The organism is Pseudoalteromonas sp. Xi13 (genome assembly GCF_003952205.1).
Taxonomy (GTDB): Bacteria; Pseudomonadota; Gammaproteobacteria; order Enterobacterales; family Alteromonadaceae; genus Pseudoalteromonas; species Pseudoalteromonas atlantica.
Genome location: NZ_CP034439.1, coordinates 2,007,918 through 2,025,184 on the forward strand (window position 1 = coordinate 2,007,918; position 17,267 = coordinate 2,025,184).

The following is a 17,267-nucleotide window of genomic DNA, read 5'->3' on the forward strand; positions in this document are numbered from 1 at the left end:
GTTAGTTTTTTAACCTTTTTGCATTACCAGCTGAAGGCCCAGCCAAGCCATAAAAATACAGATCATCACATTTAAGATGATATTGAGGGCCATTTTAATAAAGTGACCTTGTTGTAATAACAACAACGAGTCCATTGAGAATGTTGAAAAGGTGGTTAACGCACCTAAAAAGCCAATACCAATAAGGGTTTTAGCGGGGCTTGTGGCGATAATTTCTTTCTCTATCAAACCGTACAAAATGCCCATTAACAATGAACCCAGAATATTAACCGTCAACGTGCCAAAAGGGAATCCCCTACCAAGGAGTTTTAGCATGGTTTCGCTAATAAAAAAACGTAAACAGGCCCCTGAGGCGCCACCAAGGGCGATCATCATATAAAGTTTAATCATTTTCGTATCGTTTAAGCGGGCTTTGCGCGTCGCGTTCTTTTAAGTAATCAAGCTTTTGCTTAATTTTTTGCTCAAGGCCACGATCGCTCGGTAAATAATAGTGTTTGTCTTGAATTTCTGGCGGTAAATATTTTTCACCAGCGGCAAAGGCGCCCTCTTCATTGTGTGCGTAGCGATACTCGGCACCATAGCCTAAATCTTTCATTAGGTTGGTTGGTGCATTGCGTAAATGCTCTGGCACTGGGTAGCTTGGCTCGTTTTTGGCATCAGCCTTTGCTTGGTTAAATGCCATATAAACGGCATTACTTTTAGGTGCGCTGGCTAAATATAAAGTGGCTTGAGCAATGGCGCGTTCGCCCTCGCTTGGGCCTACACGCTGAAATATATCCCATGCGTTTAACGCCACTTCCATTGCCCGTGGGTCGGCATTACCTATGTCTTCTGTGGCAATGGCAAGTAAACGCCTTGCTACATAAAGTGGGTCGCCGCCGCCGGCTAAAATACGGCAATACCAATACAGCGCGCCATCGGGTGAGCTGCCTCGTACTGATTTATGAAAAGCCGATATTAAATCGTAAAATTCATCGCCGCCTTTATCGTATTTAGCTAAATGGGTTGGCAGTACTTGGCTTAATACGTGCTCATCTACGTCGTATGTGCCGTTTTGCTCACTCGTTAAATCAACCGCTTGCTCAAGCAGGTTTAACACTTTACGGGCATCGCCGCCGCTTGCTTGGCAAAGCGCCTGTTTGGCGTTATCGGCAATAACAATATTTTTTTGGTTTAGTTGCTCATCTTGCTTAAGTGCGCGCTCTATCACTGTGTATAGGTCGGTATCGGCTAGCGACTTTAAAACATACACGCGTGCACGCGATAAAATCGCATTATTAAGTGCAAATGAAGGGTTTTCGGTTGTCGCACCTACAAATATAAAAGTGCCGTCTTCTATGTGAGGTAAAAATGCATCTTGCTGCGATTTATTAAAACGGTGTACTTCATCCACAAACATTAAGGTGCGTTGCCCGCGGCTTTGTAGGTTATCGTGCGCTTGCGTTACGCTGTCGCGAATATCTTTTACGCCTGCGGTCACAGCCGACATTTGTATAAGTTCGGCATCGGCGTGGTTTGCAATAATTTGCGCAAGGGTGGTTTTACCTACCCCAGGCGGCCCCCACAAAATTAAGCTGTGGCAACGCCCTGCAACAATGGCTTGGTGCAAGGGCTTGTCGCTACTTAGTAAATGCTGCTGACCTATGTATTCGTCAAGCGTTGTTGGGCGCATGCGCGCCGCAAGTGGGCGTACATCGGGCCCAAAGTTAAAGCCTAAATTATTCACCGTTACTCTGATCGTCTATTTCTACACCCTCTGGTGGGGTAAATTCAAAGGTGCTTGTATCAAGCGAGGTATTTACTTGTGCATTGTTAAAACTAAACGATGAAAGCTGACCAGAATTATCCGTCACAACTAACTTAGCAAGGCCTTGCTCGTTACCTGCAAAGGTAATATCAAGTTGCTCTACTTGGCTTTCTACGCCTTTATTTGGCGTTACACTAAAGCCAGAGTCTGTGGCTTGAACACTGTATTTTTCCCATTGTGCGGGATCTTTTGAAGTAAGCAGTACAAACGGTGTTGAATCTATAAGGCTATGGGTATCCATAATAGTTACTTGCTCAGTAAAGCTGTCGAAGTAATAGGTTTTGTCACCATTTGATACAAATAAGGTATCGTCTGGGTTTGTTTGCTGCCAGCGGATCATCATAGGTTGTTTAAGGGCAATTGTGCCCTCGCCTTGCATAACCGCTTGGCCTTGCGGATCGGTTACGTTTTGAGAAAACTGCGCTTTAAAACTTTTAAGGGTTGCGAGTTTGTCTTGCAGTGCTTGGCTGTCATCAGCAAAGCTAGGCGTGGCAATTAAACTGCCAAGCACTAATAATAAACTGTTTAACTTTTTCATTAATTTGCTCCATTAGGTACTAATACATCGCGAGCGCCGTTATGGCCTGGTGAACTCACGATACCCGATGTTTCCATTTGTTCTACTAGTCGTGCTGCGCGGTTATAGCCAACACGTAATTTACGTTGTACTGACGATACCGATACTTTGCCGGTTTCGATTACAAACGCAACGGCTTCGTCATATAAAGGGTCTGACTCTTCATCTGCGTTTTCACTGGTTTCACCTGGTAATAAAACATCTTCTGTTGCATCACCATTTAAAATTTCATCAATGTAATTAGGTTTACCGCGTGCTTTCCAATCGTTTACTACCGCATGTACTTCATGGTCGTCTACAAATGCGCCATGCACACGCTCTGGTACGCTTGTGCCAGGCGGTAAGTAAAGCATATCACCCATACCGAGTAAGTTTTCTGCGCCTTGTTGATCCAATATGGTACGCGAGTCTATTTTACTTGATACCTGAAACGCCATACGCGTAGGTATATTGGCTTTAATTAAGCCGGTAATTACATCTACCGATGGGCGCTGTGTTGCAAGCACTAAATGTATACCTGCGGCACGTGCTTTTTGCGCAATACGGGCAATAAGCTCTTCTACTTTTTTGCCTACAATCATCATCATGTCGGCAAATTCGTCTATTACTACCACTATGCTCGGTAGTTTATCTAACTCGTCTGGGCCTTCTTTCATGCCGTCGGTGTCTTTAAATAATGGGTCAAGAATTGGGTAACCCGCTTCTTTGGCCTCAAGTACTTTTTGGTTGTAACCTTTTAAGTTACGTACACCCAACGCCGACATTAATTTATAACGGCGTTCCATTTCGCCTACACACCAACGCAGCGCGTTAGCGGCTTCTTTCATGTCGGTAACAACTTCACACAATAGGTGCGGAATACCTTCGTAAACCGAAAGCTCAAGCATTTTCGGGTCAATCATGATCATACGGACATCATCAGGGCCCGATTTGTACAGTAAGCTTAATATCATTACATTAACGCCCACTGACTTACCTGAACCTGTGGTACCCGCTACCAGTAAATGGGGCATTTTACCTAAATCGGCACACACAGGTTGCCCTGCAATATCTTTACCTAACACCATGGTTAGTGGCGATGGATTTTGCTCAAATTTAGGGGCGTTAATTACCTCAGATAAACGTACAATTTCGCGGTATTTGTTAGGCAGCTCTATCCCTATGTAAGTTTTACCTGGGATCACCTCAACCACACGTACACTAATTGCCGATAACGAACGGGCTAAATCTTTTGATAAACCAGTAATTTTAGACACCTTTATACCCGGTGCTAAATCAAGCTCAAAACGTGTTACAACTGGGCCTGGGTATACGCCAACCACTTTTGCTTGTACGTTAAAGTCGAGTAATTTTGTTTCAACAAGACGCGATACACTTTCAAGCTCTTCTTCCGATATCGGGTTCTTTGCTTTATCCGGTCTGTCGAGTAAATCAAGCGACGGTAATGGCCCTGGCGGTGGCTCTTTATCAAGTAACTCTTCAAACTTTTCTTTTGCTGTTGGCGGAGGCTGATATGCAGGTTTTGGCTTAGGCATAGGCCTTGCTGGCGATACCACCGTTGTAACCGGTTTTTCAGGCTCAACAACTTGGCTTTGATCAAGCGCATTAAGTGCAGCCGCTGTATCCATTGGCTCATCGTCTATGGCGCTAAAGCCAATTTCTTGGTCGAGTATATCGTCTAGCTCATCAAATGGGCTGTAGTCATCACTAATTTGCGGCTCGCTAAAGGTAGGTTGCTCTTTAGTAATAGTTTTTTGTTTAGCTGGTTTTTTACTTTTAGCAGGCTCTTGTTCAAATTCTGATGATTGCTCGAGTGTGGTATCGCTTTTTTCATAAACGTCAACGTCATCATTAAATTGCGCATCGGCTTGCACCGGATTTGCCGCAATACGCTCTCGTTGCATCCAACCTTGGGCGTAATTAGCAATGTAACGGTAGCCTCTAACCACTAAATCGCCGAGGTAGTCTACAAATTCAACCCACGACACACCGGTTAATAAAGTAAGCCCAGCAAAAAAGAAGCACAATAATAGTATAGAGGTACCGGTAAAGTTAAATGCCGGCATCATGGCCGATGCAATCACATCGCCCACTACCCCACCGGATGAAAAGTTATAAATATCATCAAAGTTAATGCTGCTGATTGCCGTTGCTGAGGTAATAAATAAAGCAAAGCCAATAACACGCAAGGCAAGTGTGGTGTAGTCGAGCTGTAAAATACGATGAGGTTGTTTAAATAATAAATAGCCAAACAGCTGAATAGCGGCCGGCACTAAATAAGCAAGCCAACCAAATGACAGTAATAATATATCGGCTACCCAAGCACCGGCAGTGCCTGTAATATTTTTAACGTTTCTAAATTCACCCGTTTGCGACCACGCAGGGTCAGCGGGATCAAAGCTGATTAAAGCACATAAAATGAATATTGCCGCAAAGGTACTGATGATCAGCCCTGTTTCTAATAGTCTTTGCACACCGTTTAGGCGCATAACTTCCTATCCCTCTTTATTGTTCTATTGGCACTTGCTTGCAATCAAATACCTTAGCAGGAAATGCAATTTGATGCACTTTATCTTAATGTGTATGGCCTGATTATGAACAAGTTTTTATAAATTAGAGTGTGTTTATCTTTTGCGGTTAAATTTAGGCAATGTAAGGGCGAATTATTACGCCGTCTTCACCTTTTACTTCTTCCATTACTACATAGGTGCGGCTCTCACTCACGTTTGGCAGCTTTAAAAGAATGTCGCCTAGTACACCTCGGTATTCTGACATATCGTTTACGCGTGTTTTTAATAAAAAATCAAAATTACCCGATACCAAGTGACACTCTATTATCTCTTCGTGCTGTTTAACCGCCGCACTAAACTCATCAAATACGTCGGGCGATGTTTTGGTAATGGTTACCTCAACATACACAGATAAGCCTTGGCCAAGCTTTGCTGGATCAACCACAGCTTTGTAGCCAAGTATATAACCTTCACGTTCTAACTTTTTTACGCGTTCCAGACAGGGCGTGGCGCTCAGGCCAACTCGTCGGGCCAGTTCTACATTAGAAAGGCGGCCATCGTGCTGTAATTCCATTAAAATTTTACGGTCAATTCTATCTAATAACTGATGCATACACCCAACTAGTTTAATATTCTGTTTATTTTTATTATTTAGATGATAACACTGGTTAGCCTTTTAAAAAAGGTGAGACACACTGCCTTATGATGAATATAATAGTGAAAAATGTTAATCCGTTCTTAATAAGGCAAATTTTATGATTATTGGTGTACCTAAAGAAATTAAAAACCATGAATACCGTGTAGGTATGGTTCCTGCGAGTGTTCGTGAATTAGTAAATCACGGCCACCAAGTGATTGTTGAAACAGATGCAGGTATGGGCATTGGTTTTACTAACGAAGATTACACACAAGCTGGCGCTGAAATTTTAGCAACTGCAGCTGATGTTTTTGCAAAAGCAGACATGATCGTAAAAGTAAAAGAGCCACAAGCTGTTGAGCGTGCAATGCTACGCGAAGACCAAATTTTATTTACTTACCTTCACCTTGCACCTGATCTTCCACAAACTGAAGACCTTGTTAAAAGCAAAGCGATTTGTATTGCTTACGAAACAGTGACTGATGCACGCGGCGGTTTACCGCTTCTTGCACCAATGAGTGAAGTAGCAGGTCGTATGTCTATTCAGGCCGGTGCACAAGCGCTTGAAAAATCTAACCACGGCCGTGGCATGTTACTTGGTGGCGTACCAGGCGTTGAAGCAGCTAAAGTAGTTGTTATTGGCGGCGGCATGGTGGGTCGTAGCGCAGCGCAAATGGCTGTTGGCATGGGCGCAGACGTTGTAGTACTTGACCGCAACATCGATGTACTTCGTGCACTAGACGCGCAATTTGGTAACAAAGTTAAAGCGATTTACTCAACAGCTGACGCACTTGAAAAACACGTACTAGAAGCTGACTTAGTAATTGGTGGCGTACTAATTCCAGGTGCTGCAGCACCTAAACTAGTAACAGCCGATCACATTAAAGCAATGAAGCCAGGCTCTGCAATTGTTGATGTTGCTATTGACCAAGGTGGTTGTATTGCAACTTCTAAAGCAACAACACACGCTGATCCTACATACATTGTTGATGAAGTTGTTCACTACTGTGTTGCTAACATGCCAGGTGCAGTACCGCGTACTTCTACCTTTGCACTTAACAATGCAACATTGCCGTTTATTATTAACCTTGCAAACAAAGGTTACAAAAAGGCACTACTAGATGACGCGCACTTCTTAAAAGGCTTAAACGTAATTAAAGGCCAAGTAACTTACAAAGAAGTAGCTGAAGCGTTCAACATGGAATATGTTGACCCTCGTACTGCAGTAGAAAACGCGTAATTTTGCGTTTAGTCGTTAGGTGTTATTAAACAAAATAGTTACCTAACTACAAACAATAAAAAAGCAGCTAATTAGCTGCTTTTTTTGTATCTAAATTTTGACTATATAAATTAATTTATATAAAACGCTTAATTATAAAATCAACTTTTACGCGTTTAGCCTGACCAAGTAGCTTTTTAACCGGTTGCGGGTAATTTTCTACTGTTTCTAAATCATTTGGCCCAGTTAGACGGCGGCAGTGTTTTAAAATTTCCTGCTTTTCGTTATCTATGGCTTGCATAATACTTTGCTGTGGGTCTTCAATTAAAATACCGTTTTCGATATCAAGGCCCCACGCTCGTGGATTAAGGTTATGGCCGCTTAATAAGTGGCGTTGTCGGTCGGCGCAAATACCTTTTAAGTGAAACGAGTTACTCTCGTGCTTCCATAAATACACGTTTAAATTGCCGTTATCTATATGGCGCTTTTGCGATTTTACAAATTTATGCAAAATAGTTTCGTATAAATACGGGAGTGCACCAATTTTACTAAATGGCTCACTTGGCGGCAGATAAAAATCGTTTGCGGTTTTATCACCTACTACAATGGTTACTTGCTTACCTTGTTTTAATAATCGACGTAGTGAGCGCATAAGCGGCGCCGGAAAATTAAAATACGGTGTGTAAAGTACAAGCTCTTGCTCTGTGGTATCAAACAAGTTTTTAATTAATCGGTTAAGGCTATTATTACGACGCCCTAAACCTAAAAACAAACGCACACCGAGTGGGTCGGTATTGGGCGTAGTTGGGTTTGCATAACTGGCCGACTTGAGCTCGCGCATTAATTGCTTTTGTTCAAATTTAAAGTCTATTAAGCGCTTAAGCGGGCGTGTATCAATACGTGGCACGGCTTGCGAGCCTATTAGCTTAGACTCGATAAAATCAACCACAGAGTCGCACAGTGCTGCTTGGTCAACTAAAAAGTAACGGTCGAGCCTGTAGCGTTCGTTGTATTGTAAGTACACGTTATTTAAGCTGGCGCCGCTGTATAATAAAGTATCATCTACAACAAAGCCTTTAAGGTGTAACACACCAAACAACTCTTTGGCTTTAACCGGTACACCGTAAACTTGTACGTTTGATTTAAATTTTTCTAAATAGTCACAATATAAACTTGCGTTACCGTCTGACTTTTCCGCACCAATAAGACCACGTTGAGCACGATGAAAATCAACCAACACTTTTATTTCAAGGTTGGGGTTTGCCAACGACACACGATGCAGCGCTTCAAGTATTTCGCGCCCTGCTTCGTCATCTTGTAAATAAAGTGCCGTAATGTAGATTCTTTTTTTTGCATTGCTAATTAAACGTAGCAATTGCGTACGGTACTCTTGTGCGTTGGTTAAGACGTTAACGTCTTTTGAAGTCAACCCAAATGCGGGTTTTTCCTGCCAAAATAACATAGTTGCCTATTCACTAAGGTCACATAATCTATCAGTGACAAATAAAATTAGGTAAAACATATCAAAAAAATACTAACGGGTCATGAATTAACGAAGCTTTGTTGCTCATCTGTTTGTTTTTTAGCCTTTACGCGGGCTTTTTTATCATTCAAGGCAAAGTCAGTACATAATATTGCACAGCTTTTAATTTTGTCAGAAAAAAATATTCACATAATTTGTTTACTTGTGCCTTGTTTTTCTTAGAATCGAAGCCATTAAGTTCAGTATTAAACGTTTAGGAAAAGATCATGACTGAAGCAAAACACTCTAAGTTACTAATTTTAGGCTCTGGCCCTGCGGGTTACACTGCCGCAGTATACGCAGCACGTGCAAATTTAAACCCTGTTTTAATTACCGGCATTCAACAAGGTGGCCAATTAACGACCACAACTGAAGTTGAAAACTGGCCAGGCGATGCGCACGGTTTAACAGGCCCTGCATTAATGGACCGTATGAAAGAGCACGCTGAGCGCTTTGAAACGGAAATTGTGTTTGACCACATTAATAAAGTAGATGTGTCTAAGCGCCCGTTCACGCTTACTGGCGACCAAGGTACTTATACGTGTGATGCATTAATTATTGCCACTGGTGCATCGGCTAAATACTTAGGCTTAGAGTCTGAAACTAATTTTCAAGGTCGTGGTGTATCTGCATGTGCTACGTGTGATGGTTTTTTCTATAAAGGGCGTAAAGTTGCCGTTGTAGGTGGTGGTAACACTGCTGTAGAAGAAGCGCTTTACTTATCTAACATTGCGGATGAAGTACACGTTATTCACCGTCGTGATAGCTTCCGCAGTGAAAAAATTCTTGCTGATCGCCTTAACGAAAAAGCGCAAAATGGTAACGTAGTAATGCACTACAACCGAACGCTAGACGAAGTACTTGGCGATGAGATGGGTGTAACTGGTGTACGCATTAAAGATACACAATCTGATGCTACCGAAGAGCTTGATTTAGCGGGTGTGTTTATTGCTATCGGCCATAAGCCAAACACCGACATGTTTGAAGGCCAACTAGAAATGAAAGACGGCTATTTAGTGGTTGAGTCTGGTCTTAACGGTAACGCTACACAAACAAGCGTACCTGGCGTATTTGCCGCAGGTGATGTGTCTGACCACATTTACCGTCAAGCAATTACATCTGCAGGTACAGGCTGTATGGCAGCCCTAGATGCAGAGCGTTTCTTAGATAACCTATAAACGCTACAAAATTAATAAAGGCTGTTAGTTCAGCCTTTTTTTATGCCTAAAATATAGTTACACTTTTATAATAATTAATAAGTTAAGCCCTCTATGAGAAACCAGCTATACCAACTAAGTGAAACCGATATAGCATTTCCAAATCCCGAATATGCACTTACCTCCCCCGATGGACTGCTTGCCATAGGCGGCGATTTATCTGTAAAACGCTTAAGTAATGCCTATAAAATGGGTATTTTCCCATGGTTTAGCGAAGGTGAGCCCATTATGTGGTGGTCGCCAAGTGAACGCGGCATTGTAGAGCTAAATGACTTTCATATAAGTAAAAGCTTACGTAAACATTTAAAAAAACACCCTGTTAAAGTAACTGTTAACAATGCCTTTGCTGAGGTGATAGAAGCATGCTGTGAGCAACGTATAGACACCGAAGGTACATGGATAACAAACGACATGTTAAGCGCTTATATTGCTGCACATGACGCTAATATTGCGCATAGTGTTGAGGTATGGCAAGACGGCGAACTTGCCGGTGGGCTGTATGGCATTATGCAAAATGGCGTTTTTTGTGGCGAGTCGATGTTTCATCATCAAACTAATTGCTCAAAACTGGCCATGTGGGCGTTAGTTAATTGGTTAAAACGCCATAACGCACATTTTATTGACTGCCAACTAGAAAACCCATATTTAACCTCTTTAGGCGCAAAAGTGATCCCTCGCTCAGAATTTTTGACTAAACTTAAACGAGCAAATGCTTACACCCTCAACTCAACCATGTGGCAACCACAGGAGTTAACAGCAATTTATGAGTGAACACATTCCTGCACGCGTTGGCCTTAGCCAAGAGTTTGCTTGTAGCTATTTACCTGACAGGCAAGAGCAATTATTGGTAATACTTGACCCAACCTGTTACAGCACGCATAAATTTGAGATGCTTTTATCGCTCGGTTTTAGGCGCAGTGGTAATCAAATTTATCGACCGCACTGCCCTTCGTGTAGCGCCTGTAACTCGGTGCGCGTGTTAGCCCAAGAGTTTACCCCTTCAAAGTCACAAAAAAGAAAACTAAATAAAGTAAAAGCAAACTTTGAAGTTAAATACACACAAGCTAAGCGCGAAGAATATTACCCACTTTATAGTAAATACATTTCAATGCGCCACAGCGATGGCACTATGTTTCCGCCTAATTTAGAACAGTTTCAAAGTTTTTTATTTTGTAGCTGGTTAGAAATAACGTTTATTGAGCTTTGGCACCAAGACACTTTAGTTGCAGTGGCCGTAACAGATTGCATGGATAACGCTGTTTCGGCTATTTATACGTTTTTCGATCCCGACTTTGAGCACTACAGTTTAGGGACTGTGATGATTTTACAGCAGCTCGAATTTGCCAAACAGCAAAATAAAGAATTTGTGTATTTGGGCTACCAAATCGATGAATGCACCAAAATGAAATACAAAACTCAGTTTTTACCCGCGCAAAAACACGTTAATGACCAGTGGTTGGCTATTTAATTTGCAAAAATGCCCGCTGCGCCTTTACTTATTGGCGTATTTTGGGCAAAATCTGCAGCGTTTAACTATTAAAGAGGTGTTACGCTAAACATGGCGAAAGAAGACGTAATCGAAATGCAAGGGACAGTCCTTGATACTTTACCAAATACAATGTTCCGAGTTGAGCTAGAAAATGGTCACGTAGTTGTGGCTCATATTTCAGGTAAAATGCGCAAAAACTATATCCGTATTTTAACCGGCGATAAAGTAACGGTAGAAATGACTCCTTACGATTTATCGAAAGGACGTATCGTATTCCGTGCTCGCTAAGTGCGTAAACGAGATTTAGTTTTTGGCTAGTGAATAACTAGCTTAAAGCGTTTATTAAATGTAATTGATGGTACTGACTAGCAATTACATTTAATAAACAAAAAACCCAGCTTTTGCTGGGTTTTTTGTTGCCTATAAAAAAGCACAAAAAAGCCCACGCGTATCGCGCAGGCTAGTTTATATACCCATCCGCATAATTAAGTTATTTATTTTGCGGATGGGTACTATAAGTGAATACACTTATTTAAGCGGGTGTTAAATTACTTTCATAGTCAAAGTTAATTTTCTTATCTTTAACTGATACTTTAACTGTACCGCCATCAACCAGTTCACCAAAGAGTATTTCGTTAGCCAATGGCTTTTTAAGCTCATCTTGAATAACACGTGCCATTGGACGTGCACCCATTGCTTTATCGTAGCCTTTATCTGCTAACCACTCTCGAGCCTTGGAGGTCAGCTCAAGGTTAACTGACTTCTTATCTAATTGTGCTTGCAGCTCAACTACAAATTTATCGACCACTTGCAAGATAACGTCTTTTTCAAGGTGGTTAAACCAAATAATATTATCTAAGCGGTTTCTAAACTCAGGTGAAAATACCTTGTTAATTTCACTCATTGCATCGTGCGTATGATCTTGCTCGGTAAAGCCAATCGATTTACGTGTAGTTTCTTGCACGCCGGCATTGGTTGTCATAACCACCACTACGTTTCTAAAGTCAGCTTTACGACCATTGTTATCGGTTAACGTACCGTGATCCATTACTTGCAGTAATATGTTGTAAATATCTGGATGGGCTTTTTCAATTTCATCCAATAATACAACTGCATGCGGGTTTTTAATAACGGCTTCGGTAAGTAAGCCGCCTTGTTCAAAACCAACATACCCCGGAGGCGCACCAATTAAACGGCTTACTGCATGGCGCTCAACGTACTCTGACATATCAAAGCGGATAAACTCAACGCCCATACATTTAGCGAGCTGTTTAGTAACCTCGGTTTTACCTACACCCGTTGGCCCCGCAAATAAGAACGAGCCCACTGGCTTATCTTCGTTTGCAAGCCCAGAGCGAGATAAACGAATCGCAGATGTTAACGCGTCGATAGACTGATCTTGCCCAAACACCAACATTTTAAGATTACGATCAAGATTTTTAAGCGTTTCTTTATCGGTCGATGACACGCTTTGAGCTGGGATACGTGCCATTTTAGCAATAATCGATTCAATATCTGATACACCAATGGTTTTTTTGCGCTTAGAGCTTGGCTGCAAACGTTGGTTGGCACCGGCTTCATCTATTACATCAATGGCTTTATCAGGTAAGTGACGCTCATTAATGTATTTAGCGCTTAGCTCAGCAGCTGCTTTTAATGCTTTTTGCGTGTAACGAATACCATGGTGTTCTTCATAACGCTCTTTTAAACCATTTAAAATTTTAGTGGTATCGGCCACACTTGGTTCAAGTACATCAATTTTTTGGAAACGACGCACTAACGCACGGTCTTTTTCAAATATATTTTTGTATTCATTGTAAGTGGTTGAGCCCATACAACGTAACTGCCCGCTTGAAAGCAGCGGTTTAAGTAAGTTAGAGGCATCCATAACACCACCCGATGCAGCACCTGCACCAATAATAGTTTGTATTTCATCAATAAATAAAATTGAGTTAGGTTTTGCTTGTAACTCTTTTAATAAGCTCTTAAAGCGTTTTTCAAAGTCGCCGCGGTACTTAGTACCGGCAAGCAATGCGCCCATATCAAGCGAGTAAACAACAGCATCGGCAATTACTTCAGGCACTTGTTCATTAACAATGCGGTACGCAAGGCCCTCTGCAATGGCTGTTTTACCTACCCCTGCTTCACCAACAAGCAGTGGGTTATTCTTTTTACGGCGACATAAAACCTGCACGGTGCGCTCTACTTCGCTGTCGCGCCCTACTAATGGGTCAATGTTACCGTCTTTGGCTTGGGCATTTAAATTAGTGGTAAAGCTATCTAACTTACTTGCCTCTTCGTTTTGAACCTCTTGTACTTCTTCATGAATATCGTCAGTGTCATCTCCTAACTCATCATCCGTTTTAGAAATACCATGAGAAATAAAATTCACTATATCTAAGCGAGAAATATCGCTTTTCTTAAGTAAATAAACCGCTTGGCTTTCTTGTTCAGAAAAAATAGCAACGAGCACGTTAACGCCTGTAACTTCGTTTTTACCAGATGATTGAACATGAAAAACCGCACGTTGAAGCACGCGCTGAAAGCCCAGTGTTGGTTGGGTTTCGCGTTCTTCTTCTAAATCGGGAATAACCGGTGTGGTTTCGTCTATGAATTCTAATAGTTCGGTTTTTAAACCAGAAATATCAACACCGCAGGCGTTTAGCGCTTCGCCTGCTGAAGGGTTATCTAAAAGCGCAAGTAAAAGGTGTTCTACCGTCATAAACTCATGGCGGCGTGTACGCGCTTCACGAAACGCGGCATTTAACGTTAGTTCTAAGTCTTTGTTTAGCATTGGCAACCCCTTACTGAGATAATTATTTTATACCACAACAATGAGATGATTGATCACCTAATTGGTATTTATTCCTGCTCACAACTACAAAGCAGTGGATGCTCGTTATCCCGTGCATAACGGTTAACTTGTTCCGCTTTGGTATGGGCTACATCGGCGCTAAATACACCGCATATCCCTTTACCTTTTTCGTGAACTTGTAGCATCACATCAGTTGCTCTATCGCTATCCATATTGAAAAACGTCATTAGAACTTCTATTACAAAGTCCATTGGCGTGTAGTCGTCGTTATTTAAAACAACTTTGTATTTTCGCGGTGGCTGCAGCTTTTGCTTTTCACTATCGCGAACTGTGTCGATGACACCTGAATCTTTCATACCACTCATAATTAAATATAGTCTTGTCTTTAGAACTCAAGCAAACTTGAATAAAAAATAAATTAAATGTTAAAAAAATACCACAAAACACTTGACTGACTGGCCAAATAAACTACAGTCAGAAGTAGATTGATTAATCCTTAGTCAGTCTAGCAAATTATACGGTTTAGAATAACTAAATTAGTCAACTTATAGAAGGATGTAGAAGTATGGCTTGTGGTAAAGTCAAATGGTTCAACAACGCCAAAGGTTTTGGTTTCATCGTAGAAGACGGCTGCGAGAATGATATTTTCGCTCATTACTCAACGATTGTAATGGACGGTTATAAGACACTTAAAGCTGGTCAGGATGTAACATTCGAGCTAGAGCAAGGCCCTAAGGGCTTACACGCTAAAAACATTGCGCCTAACGGCGATATTTTAGAGTGATCAAAAATTTGTTCGACTAAAGCGAGCGACCTAATTTAGATCCTCGCTTAATTCCCCACTTACCATTCAACTCTCTTCTTATTACTAAATTGCTCCTGTACACGCTAAATTCAACCCTTTTCCTTGATTTTATTTTATATACCCCAATGTTCTAACAGTTACCTGCTAATTAAGGCTGTTCAAAAGCGCAAGCGCTAGCCCTTTTTAAACAAGCTTGTTACACTCTTGTTGCTAAATTACGCGGTTACATTTTAGCTTATGCTTTTACGCGGCTAAAATACGTGTACTTTGCAACCTATAAAAATCAGTTAGTCAGGTGTGACTATTCTGCCTTTTGGCATATTAAGAGTACCGACACCTAACAAACTGCTTGTTAACGCAACCATGCGCTAATGAGTTTCTTTGCATTGTTGAATACGGCCACTGCGGCCTACTATCTAGGAATGATGATGACATCAAAAATTATCTACACTAAAACGGACGAAGCTCCGGCGCTAGCAACCTACTCGTTGCTACCAATTATCCAAGCCTATACAAATGCGGCAGGTGTTGAAGTTGAAACTCGCGATATCTCATTAGCAGGTCGTGTAATTGCAAACTTCGCTGATTACCTTACTGAAGAGCAACGCATCGGCGATGCGCTTGCAGAGCTTGGCGAACTTGCAAAAACACCAGAAGCAAACATCATCAAATTACCAAATATCAGTGCGTCTGTACCGCAATTACGCGCTGTCATTAAAGAGCTTCAAGAAAAAGGCTACGCACTGCCAGAGTACCCGGCTGAGCCTAAAAATGATGAAGAAGCTAAAATTAAAGCCACTTACGACAAAATTAAAGGCAGTGCTGTAAACCCGGTATTGCGTGAAGGTAATTCAGATCGTCGTGCACCAGGTTCTGTTAAAGAATATGCACGCAATAACCCTCATTCAATGGGTGCGTGGAGCAAAGACTCACAATCATACGTTGCAAGCATGAGCGAAGGTGACTTCTTTGGTTCTGAGCAATCTGTAACTGTTGATGCAGCAACTGATGTACGTATTGAGCACGTAGCGACTAATGGCGATGTGACTGTACTTAAACAAAGCACGCCGCTAATTGCTGGCGAAGTAATCGATGCATCGCGCATTAGCGCAGCTAAACTACAAGCGTTTTTAGCAGCAGAAATTGATGCAGCTAAAGAAAAAGGCGTATTATTTTCGCTTCACATGAAAGCGACAATGATGAAAGTATCTGACCCTATTATTTTTGGTCATGCGGTAAAAGTTTTCTACAAAGACGTATTTGCTAAACACGGCGAGCTTTTTGAAGAGCTAGGTGTTGATGTAAATAACGGTTTAGGCGACGTTTATTCTAAAATTCAAACATTAGATGATGCTAAGCGCGAAGAAATTGAAGCAGACATTCAAGCGGTTTACGCTGAGCGTCCTGCTATTGCAATGGTTGATTCTGACCGTGGTATTACTAACTTACACGTTCCAAGCGATGTGATCATTGATGCGTCTATGCCTGCTGCCATTCGTTCAAGCGGTCAAATGTGGAACAACGACGGTAAACTACAAGACACTAGCTTTGTGATCCCAGATCGTAGCTACTCAAGCGTTTACCAAGCTACAATTGATTTTTGTAAAGAAAACGGCGCGTTCGATCCTACCACTATGGGTAGCGTACCAAACGTAGGCCTAATGGCTCAAAAAGCAGAAGAATACGGTTCTCACGACAAAACGTTTGAAGCAAAAGCGGATGGTTCTATTCGTGTTGTTGATGCAAATGGCACAACATTACTTGAGCACACTGTTGAGCAAGGCGATATTTGGAGAATGTGTCAGGTTAAAGACGCACCAATCCAAGATTGGGTTAAGCTTGCTGTAAACCGCGCACGTGCTACGGGCGTGCCTGCTATTTTCTGGTTAGATGAAAACCGTGCTCACGATGCAGAGCTTATTAAAAAGGTAAACAAATACTTACCAGATCACGATACTGATGGCCTAGACATTCAAATTTTAGCACCGCTTGAAGCAACTTTGTTCTCATTAGCGCGTATTAAAGAAGGTAAAGACACTATCTCTGTAACGGGTAACGTATTACGTGACTACCTAACAGATTTATTCCCAATTTTAGAGCTGGGTACCAGTGCTAAAATGCTTTCTATTGTGCCACTAATGAACGGTGGTGGCTTATTTGAAACTGGCGCAGGTGGTTCAGCACCTAAGCATGTTCAACAGTTCGAAAAAGAAAACCACTTACGTTGGGATTCGTTAGGCGAGTTTTTAGCACTAGCGGCTTCGCTTGAGCACCTAAGCGTGAATACAGGCAACAAAAAAGCACAAGTACTTGCTGACACACTAGATAAAGCAACAGGTACGTTCTTAGCTGAAAACAAGTCGCCTTCACGTAAAGTAAAAGAAATTGATAACCGTGGTTCTCACTTCTTCTTATCTTTATTCTGGGCACAAGAGCTGGCTAAGCAAGACGAAGACAGCGAGCTTAAAGCGCAATTTACACAAATTGCGAGCGATTTAGAAACGCAAAAAGAGCAAATCGTAAGCGAGCTTAACGATGCACAAGGTCCTTCAATGGATATTGGTGGTTACTTCCAACCAAATGATGATGCAGCGTTTAAAGCAATGCGCCCAAGTGCAACGTTTAACGAAATTTTATCTAAATTAGTATAATTTTAGATTAAATTAAAA

The 17,267-nt window shown here is 41.7% G+C and carries 15 protein-coding genes; 7 read left to right on the forward strand and 8 right to left on the reverse strand.

The features are described from left to right. Positions 1-9: 9 nt before the first annotated feature. The 5 genes from crcB to lrp all read right to left on the reverse strand — a co-directional run bounded on the left by crcB (position 10) and on the right by lrp (position 5,507). Positions 10-390 (reverse strand): fluoride efflux transporter CrcB, encoded by a 381-nt coding sequence (gene crcB, locus EJ103_RS09050; protein WP_004586743.1) that lies wholly within the window; start codon positions 388-390, stop codon positions 10-12. Further along, a complete protein-coding gene (locus tag EJ103_RS09055; RefSeq protein ID WP_126007246.1) occupies positions 383-1,726 on the reverse strand; it encodes a replication-associated recombination protein A in 1,344 nt (447 codons plus the stop codon). Before EJ103_RS09055 ends, crcB begins: the two co-directional genes overlap by 8 nt. Further along, a complete protein-coding gene (gene lolA, locus EJ103_RS09060; RefSeq protein WP_126007249.1) occupies positions 1,719-2,345 on the reverse strand; it encodes an outer membrane lipoprotein chaperone LolA in 627 nt (208 codons plus the stop codon). The genes EJ103_RS09055 and lolA overlap by 8 nt, the downstream gene beginning before the upstream one ends. Continuing rightward, on the reverse strand, positions 2,345-4,873 hold the full coding sequence (locus EJ103_RS09065) for a DNA translocase FtsK 4TM domain-containing protein (RefSeq protein WP_126007251.1): 2,529 nt from the start codon (positions 4,871-4,873) through the stop codon (positions 2,345-2,347). Before EJ103_RS09065 ends, lolA begins: the two co-directional genes overlap by 1 nt. 154 nt (positions 4,874-5,027) lie before the next feature. Further along, positions 5,028-5,507: a leucine-responsive transcriptional regulator Lrp gene (lrp, locus tag EJ103_RS09070; protein WP_004586747.1), complete on the reverse strand. Its 480-nt coding sequence runs from the start codon at positions 5,505-5,507 to the stop codon at positions 5,028-5,030. Between the two features lie 142 nt (positions 5,508-5,649). Between lrp and ald the strand changes: the two genes are divergently transcribed. Then, complete coding sequence (ald, locus tag EJ103_RS09075; protein ID WP_004586748.1) at positions 5,650-6,771, forward strand: alanine dehydrogenase; 1,122 nt, start codon at positions 5,650-5,652, stop codon at positions 6,769-6,771. A gap of 115 nt (positions 6,772-6,886) precedes the next feature. On the opposite strand, the gene pssA is transcribed toward ald, so the two are convergent. Then, the gene (gene pssA / locus EJ103_RS09080; protein ID WP_004586749.1) at positions 6,887-8,212 is read right to left on the reverse strand and encodes a CDP-diacylglycerol--serine O-phosphatidyltransferase; all 1,326 of its coding nucleotides are present in this window, start codon (positions 8,210-8,212) and stop codon (positions 6,887-6,889) included. Between the two features lie 287 nt (positions 8,213-8,499). Between pssA and trxB the strand changes: the two genes are divergently transcribed. The 4 genes from trxB (at position 8,500) to infA (ending at position 11,266) form a co-directional block, all read left to right on the forward strand. After that, complete coding sequence (gene trxB / locus EJ103_RS09085; RefSeq protein ID WP_055253776.1) at positions 8,500-9,450, forward strand: thioredoxin-disulfide reductase; 951 nt, start codon at positions 8,500-8,502, stop codon at positions 9,448-9,450. A 93-nt stretch (positions 9,451-9,543) separates the two neighbouring features. Beyond that, on the forward strand, positions 9,544-10,260 hold the full coding sequence (gene aat / locus EJ103_RS09090; protein ID WP_004586751.1) for a leucyl/phenylalanyl-tRNA--protein transferase: 717 nt from the start codon (positions 9,544-9,546) through the stop codon (positions 10,258-10,260). Continuing rightward, positions 10,253-10,957: an arginyltransferase gene (locus EJ103_RS09095; RefSeq protein WP_054982611.1), complete on the forward strand. Its 705-nt coding sequence runs from the start codon at positions 10,253-10,255 to the stop codon at positions 10,955-10,957. Before aat ends, EJ103_RS09095 begins: the two co-directional genes overlap by 8 nt. Before the next feature lie 90 nt (positions 10,958-11,047). Then, the gene (gene infA / locus EJ103_RS09100) at positions 11,048-11,266 is read left to right on the forward strand and encodes a translation initiation factor IF-1 (RefSeq protein ID WP_002962494.1); all 219 of its coding nucleotides are present in this window, start codon (positions 11,048-11,050) and stop codon (positions 11,264-11,266) included. Positions 11,267-11,510: 244 nt separating this feature from the next. Here infA and clpA read toward each other — a convergent pair whose 3' ends face one another. Continuing rightward, positions 11,511-13,772 carry an ATP-dependent Clp protease ATP-binding subunit ClpA gene (gene clpA / locus EJ103_RS09105; RefSeq protein ID WP_126007253.1) on the reverse strand — a complete coding sequence of 754 codons (2,262 nt, stop codon included), beginning with the start codon at positions 13,770-13,772 and terminating at the stop codon, positions 11,511-11,513. Between the two features lie 68 nt (positions 13,773-13,840). Next, positions 13,841-14,149 carry an ATP-dependent Clp protease adapter ClpS gene (clpS, locus tag EJ103_RS09110; protein WP_004586754.1) on the reverse strand — a complete coding sequence of 103 codons (309 nt, stop codon included), beginning with the start codon at positions 14,147-14,149 and terminating at the stop codon, positions 13,841-13,843. 209 nt (positions 14,150-14,358) lie between these two features. Between clpS and cspD the strand changes: the two genes are divergently transcribed. Together cspD and EJ103_RS09120 are read left to right on the forward strand one after the other, a co-directional pair. Next, the gene (gene cspD / locus EJ103_RS09115) at positions 14,359-14,577 is read left to right on the forward strand and encodes a cold shock domain-containing protein CspD (RefSeq protein ID WP_004586755.1); all 219 of its coding nucleotides are present in this window, start codon (positions 14,359-14,361) and stop codon (positions 14,575-14,577) included. A gap of 449 nt (positions 14,578-15,026) precedes the next feature. Continuing rightward, complete coding sequence (locus EJ103_RS09120; protein ID WP_055253781.1) at positions 15,027-17,249, forward strand: NADP-dependent isocitrate dehydrogenase; 2,223 nt, start codon at positions 15,027-15,029, stop codon at positions 17,247-17,249. Positions 17,250-17,267 lie beyond the last annotated feature (18 nt).

What these genes read in the sequence shown, in the direction of transcription:
- crcB (WP_004586743.1), bottom strand. Translation starts at nt 390, where the DNA reads ATGATTAAACTTTATATGATGATCGCCCTTGGTGGCGCCTCAGGGGCC.
- lolA (WP_126007249.1), bottom strand. Translation starts at nt 2,345, where the DNA reads ATGAAAAAGTTAAACAGTTTATTATTAGTGCTTGGCAGTTTAATTGCC.
- EJ103_RS09065 (WP_126007251.1), bottom strand. Translation starts at nt 4,873, where the DNA reads ATGCGCCTAAACGGTGTGCAAAGACTATTAGAAACAGGGCTGATCATC.
- lrp (WP_004586747.1), bottom strand. Translation starts at nt 5,507, where the DNA reads ATGCATCAGTTATTAGATAGAATTGACCGTAAAATTTTAATGGAATTA.
- ald (WP_004586748.1), top strand. Translation starts at nt 5,650, where the DNA reads ATGATTATTGGTGTACCTAAAGAAATTAAAAACCATGAATACCGTGTA.
- pssA (WP_004586749.1), bottom strand. Translation starts at nt 8,212, where the DNA reads ATGTTATTTTGGCAGGAAAAACCCGCATTTGGGTTGACTTCAAAAGAC.
- trxB (WP_055253776.1), top strand. Translation starts at nt 8,500, where the DNA reads ATGACTGAAGCAAAACACTCTAAGTTACTAATTTTAGGCTCTGGCCCT.
- aat (WP_004586751.1), top strand. Translation starts at nt 9,544, where the DNA reads ATGAGAAACCAGCTATACCAACTAAGTGAAACCGATATAGCATTTCCA.
- EJ103_RS09095 (WP_054982611.1), top strand. Translation starts at nt 10,253, where the DNA reads ATGAGTGAACACATTCCTGCACGCGTTGGCCTTAGCCAAGAGTTTGCT.
- infA (WP_002962494.1), top strand. Translation starts at nt 11,048, where the DNA reads ATGGCGAAAGAAGACGTAATCGAAATGCAAGGGACAGTCCTTGATACT.
- clpA (WP_126007253.1), bottom strand. Translation starts at nt 13,772, where the DNA reads ATGCTAAACAAAGACTTAGAACTAACGTTAAATGCCGCGTTTCGTGAA.
- clpS (WP_004586754.1), bottom strand. Translation starts at nt 14,149, where the DNA reads ATGAAAGATTCAGGTGTCATCGACACAGTTCGCGATAGTGAAAAGCAA.
- cspD (WP_004586755.1), top strand. Translation starts at nt 14,359, where the DNA reads ATGGCTTGTGGTAAAGTCAAATGGTTCAACAACGCCAAAGGTTTTGGT.
- EJ103_RS09120 (WP_055253781.1), top strand. Translation starts at nt 15,027, where the DNA reads ATGACATCAAAAATTATCTACACTAAAACGGACGAAGCTCCGGCGCTA.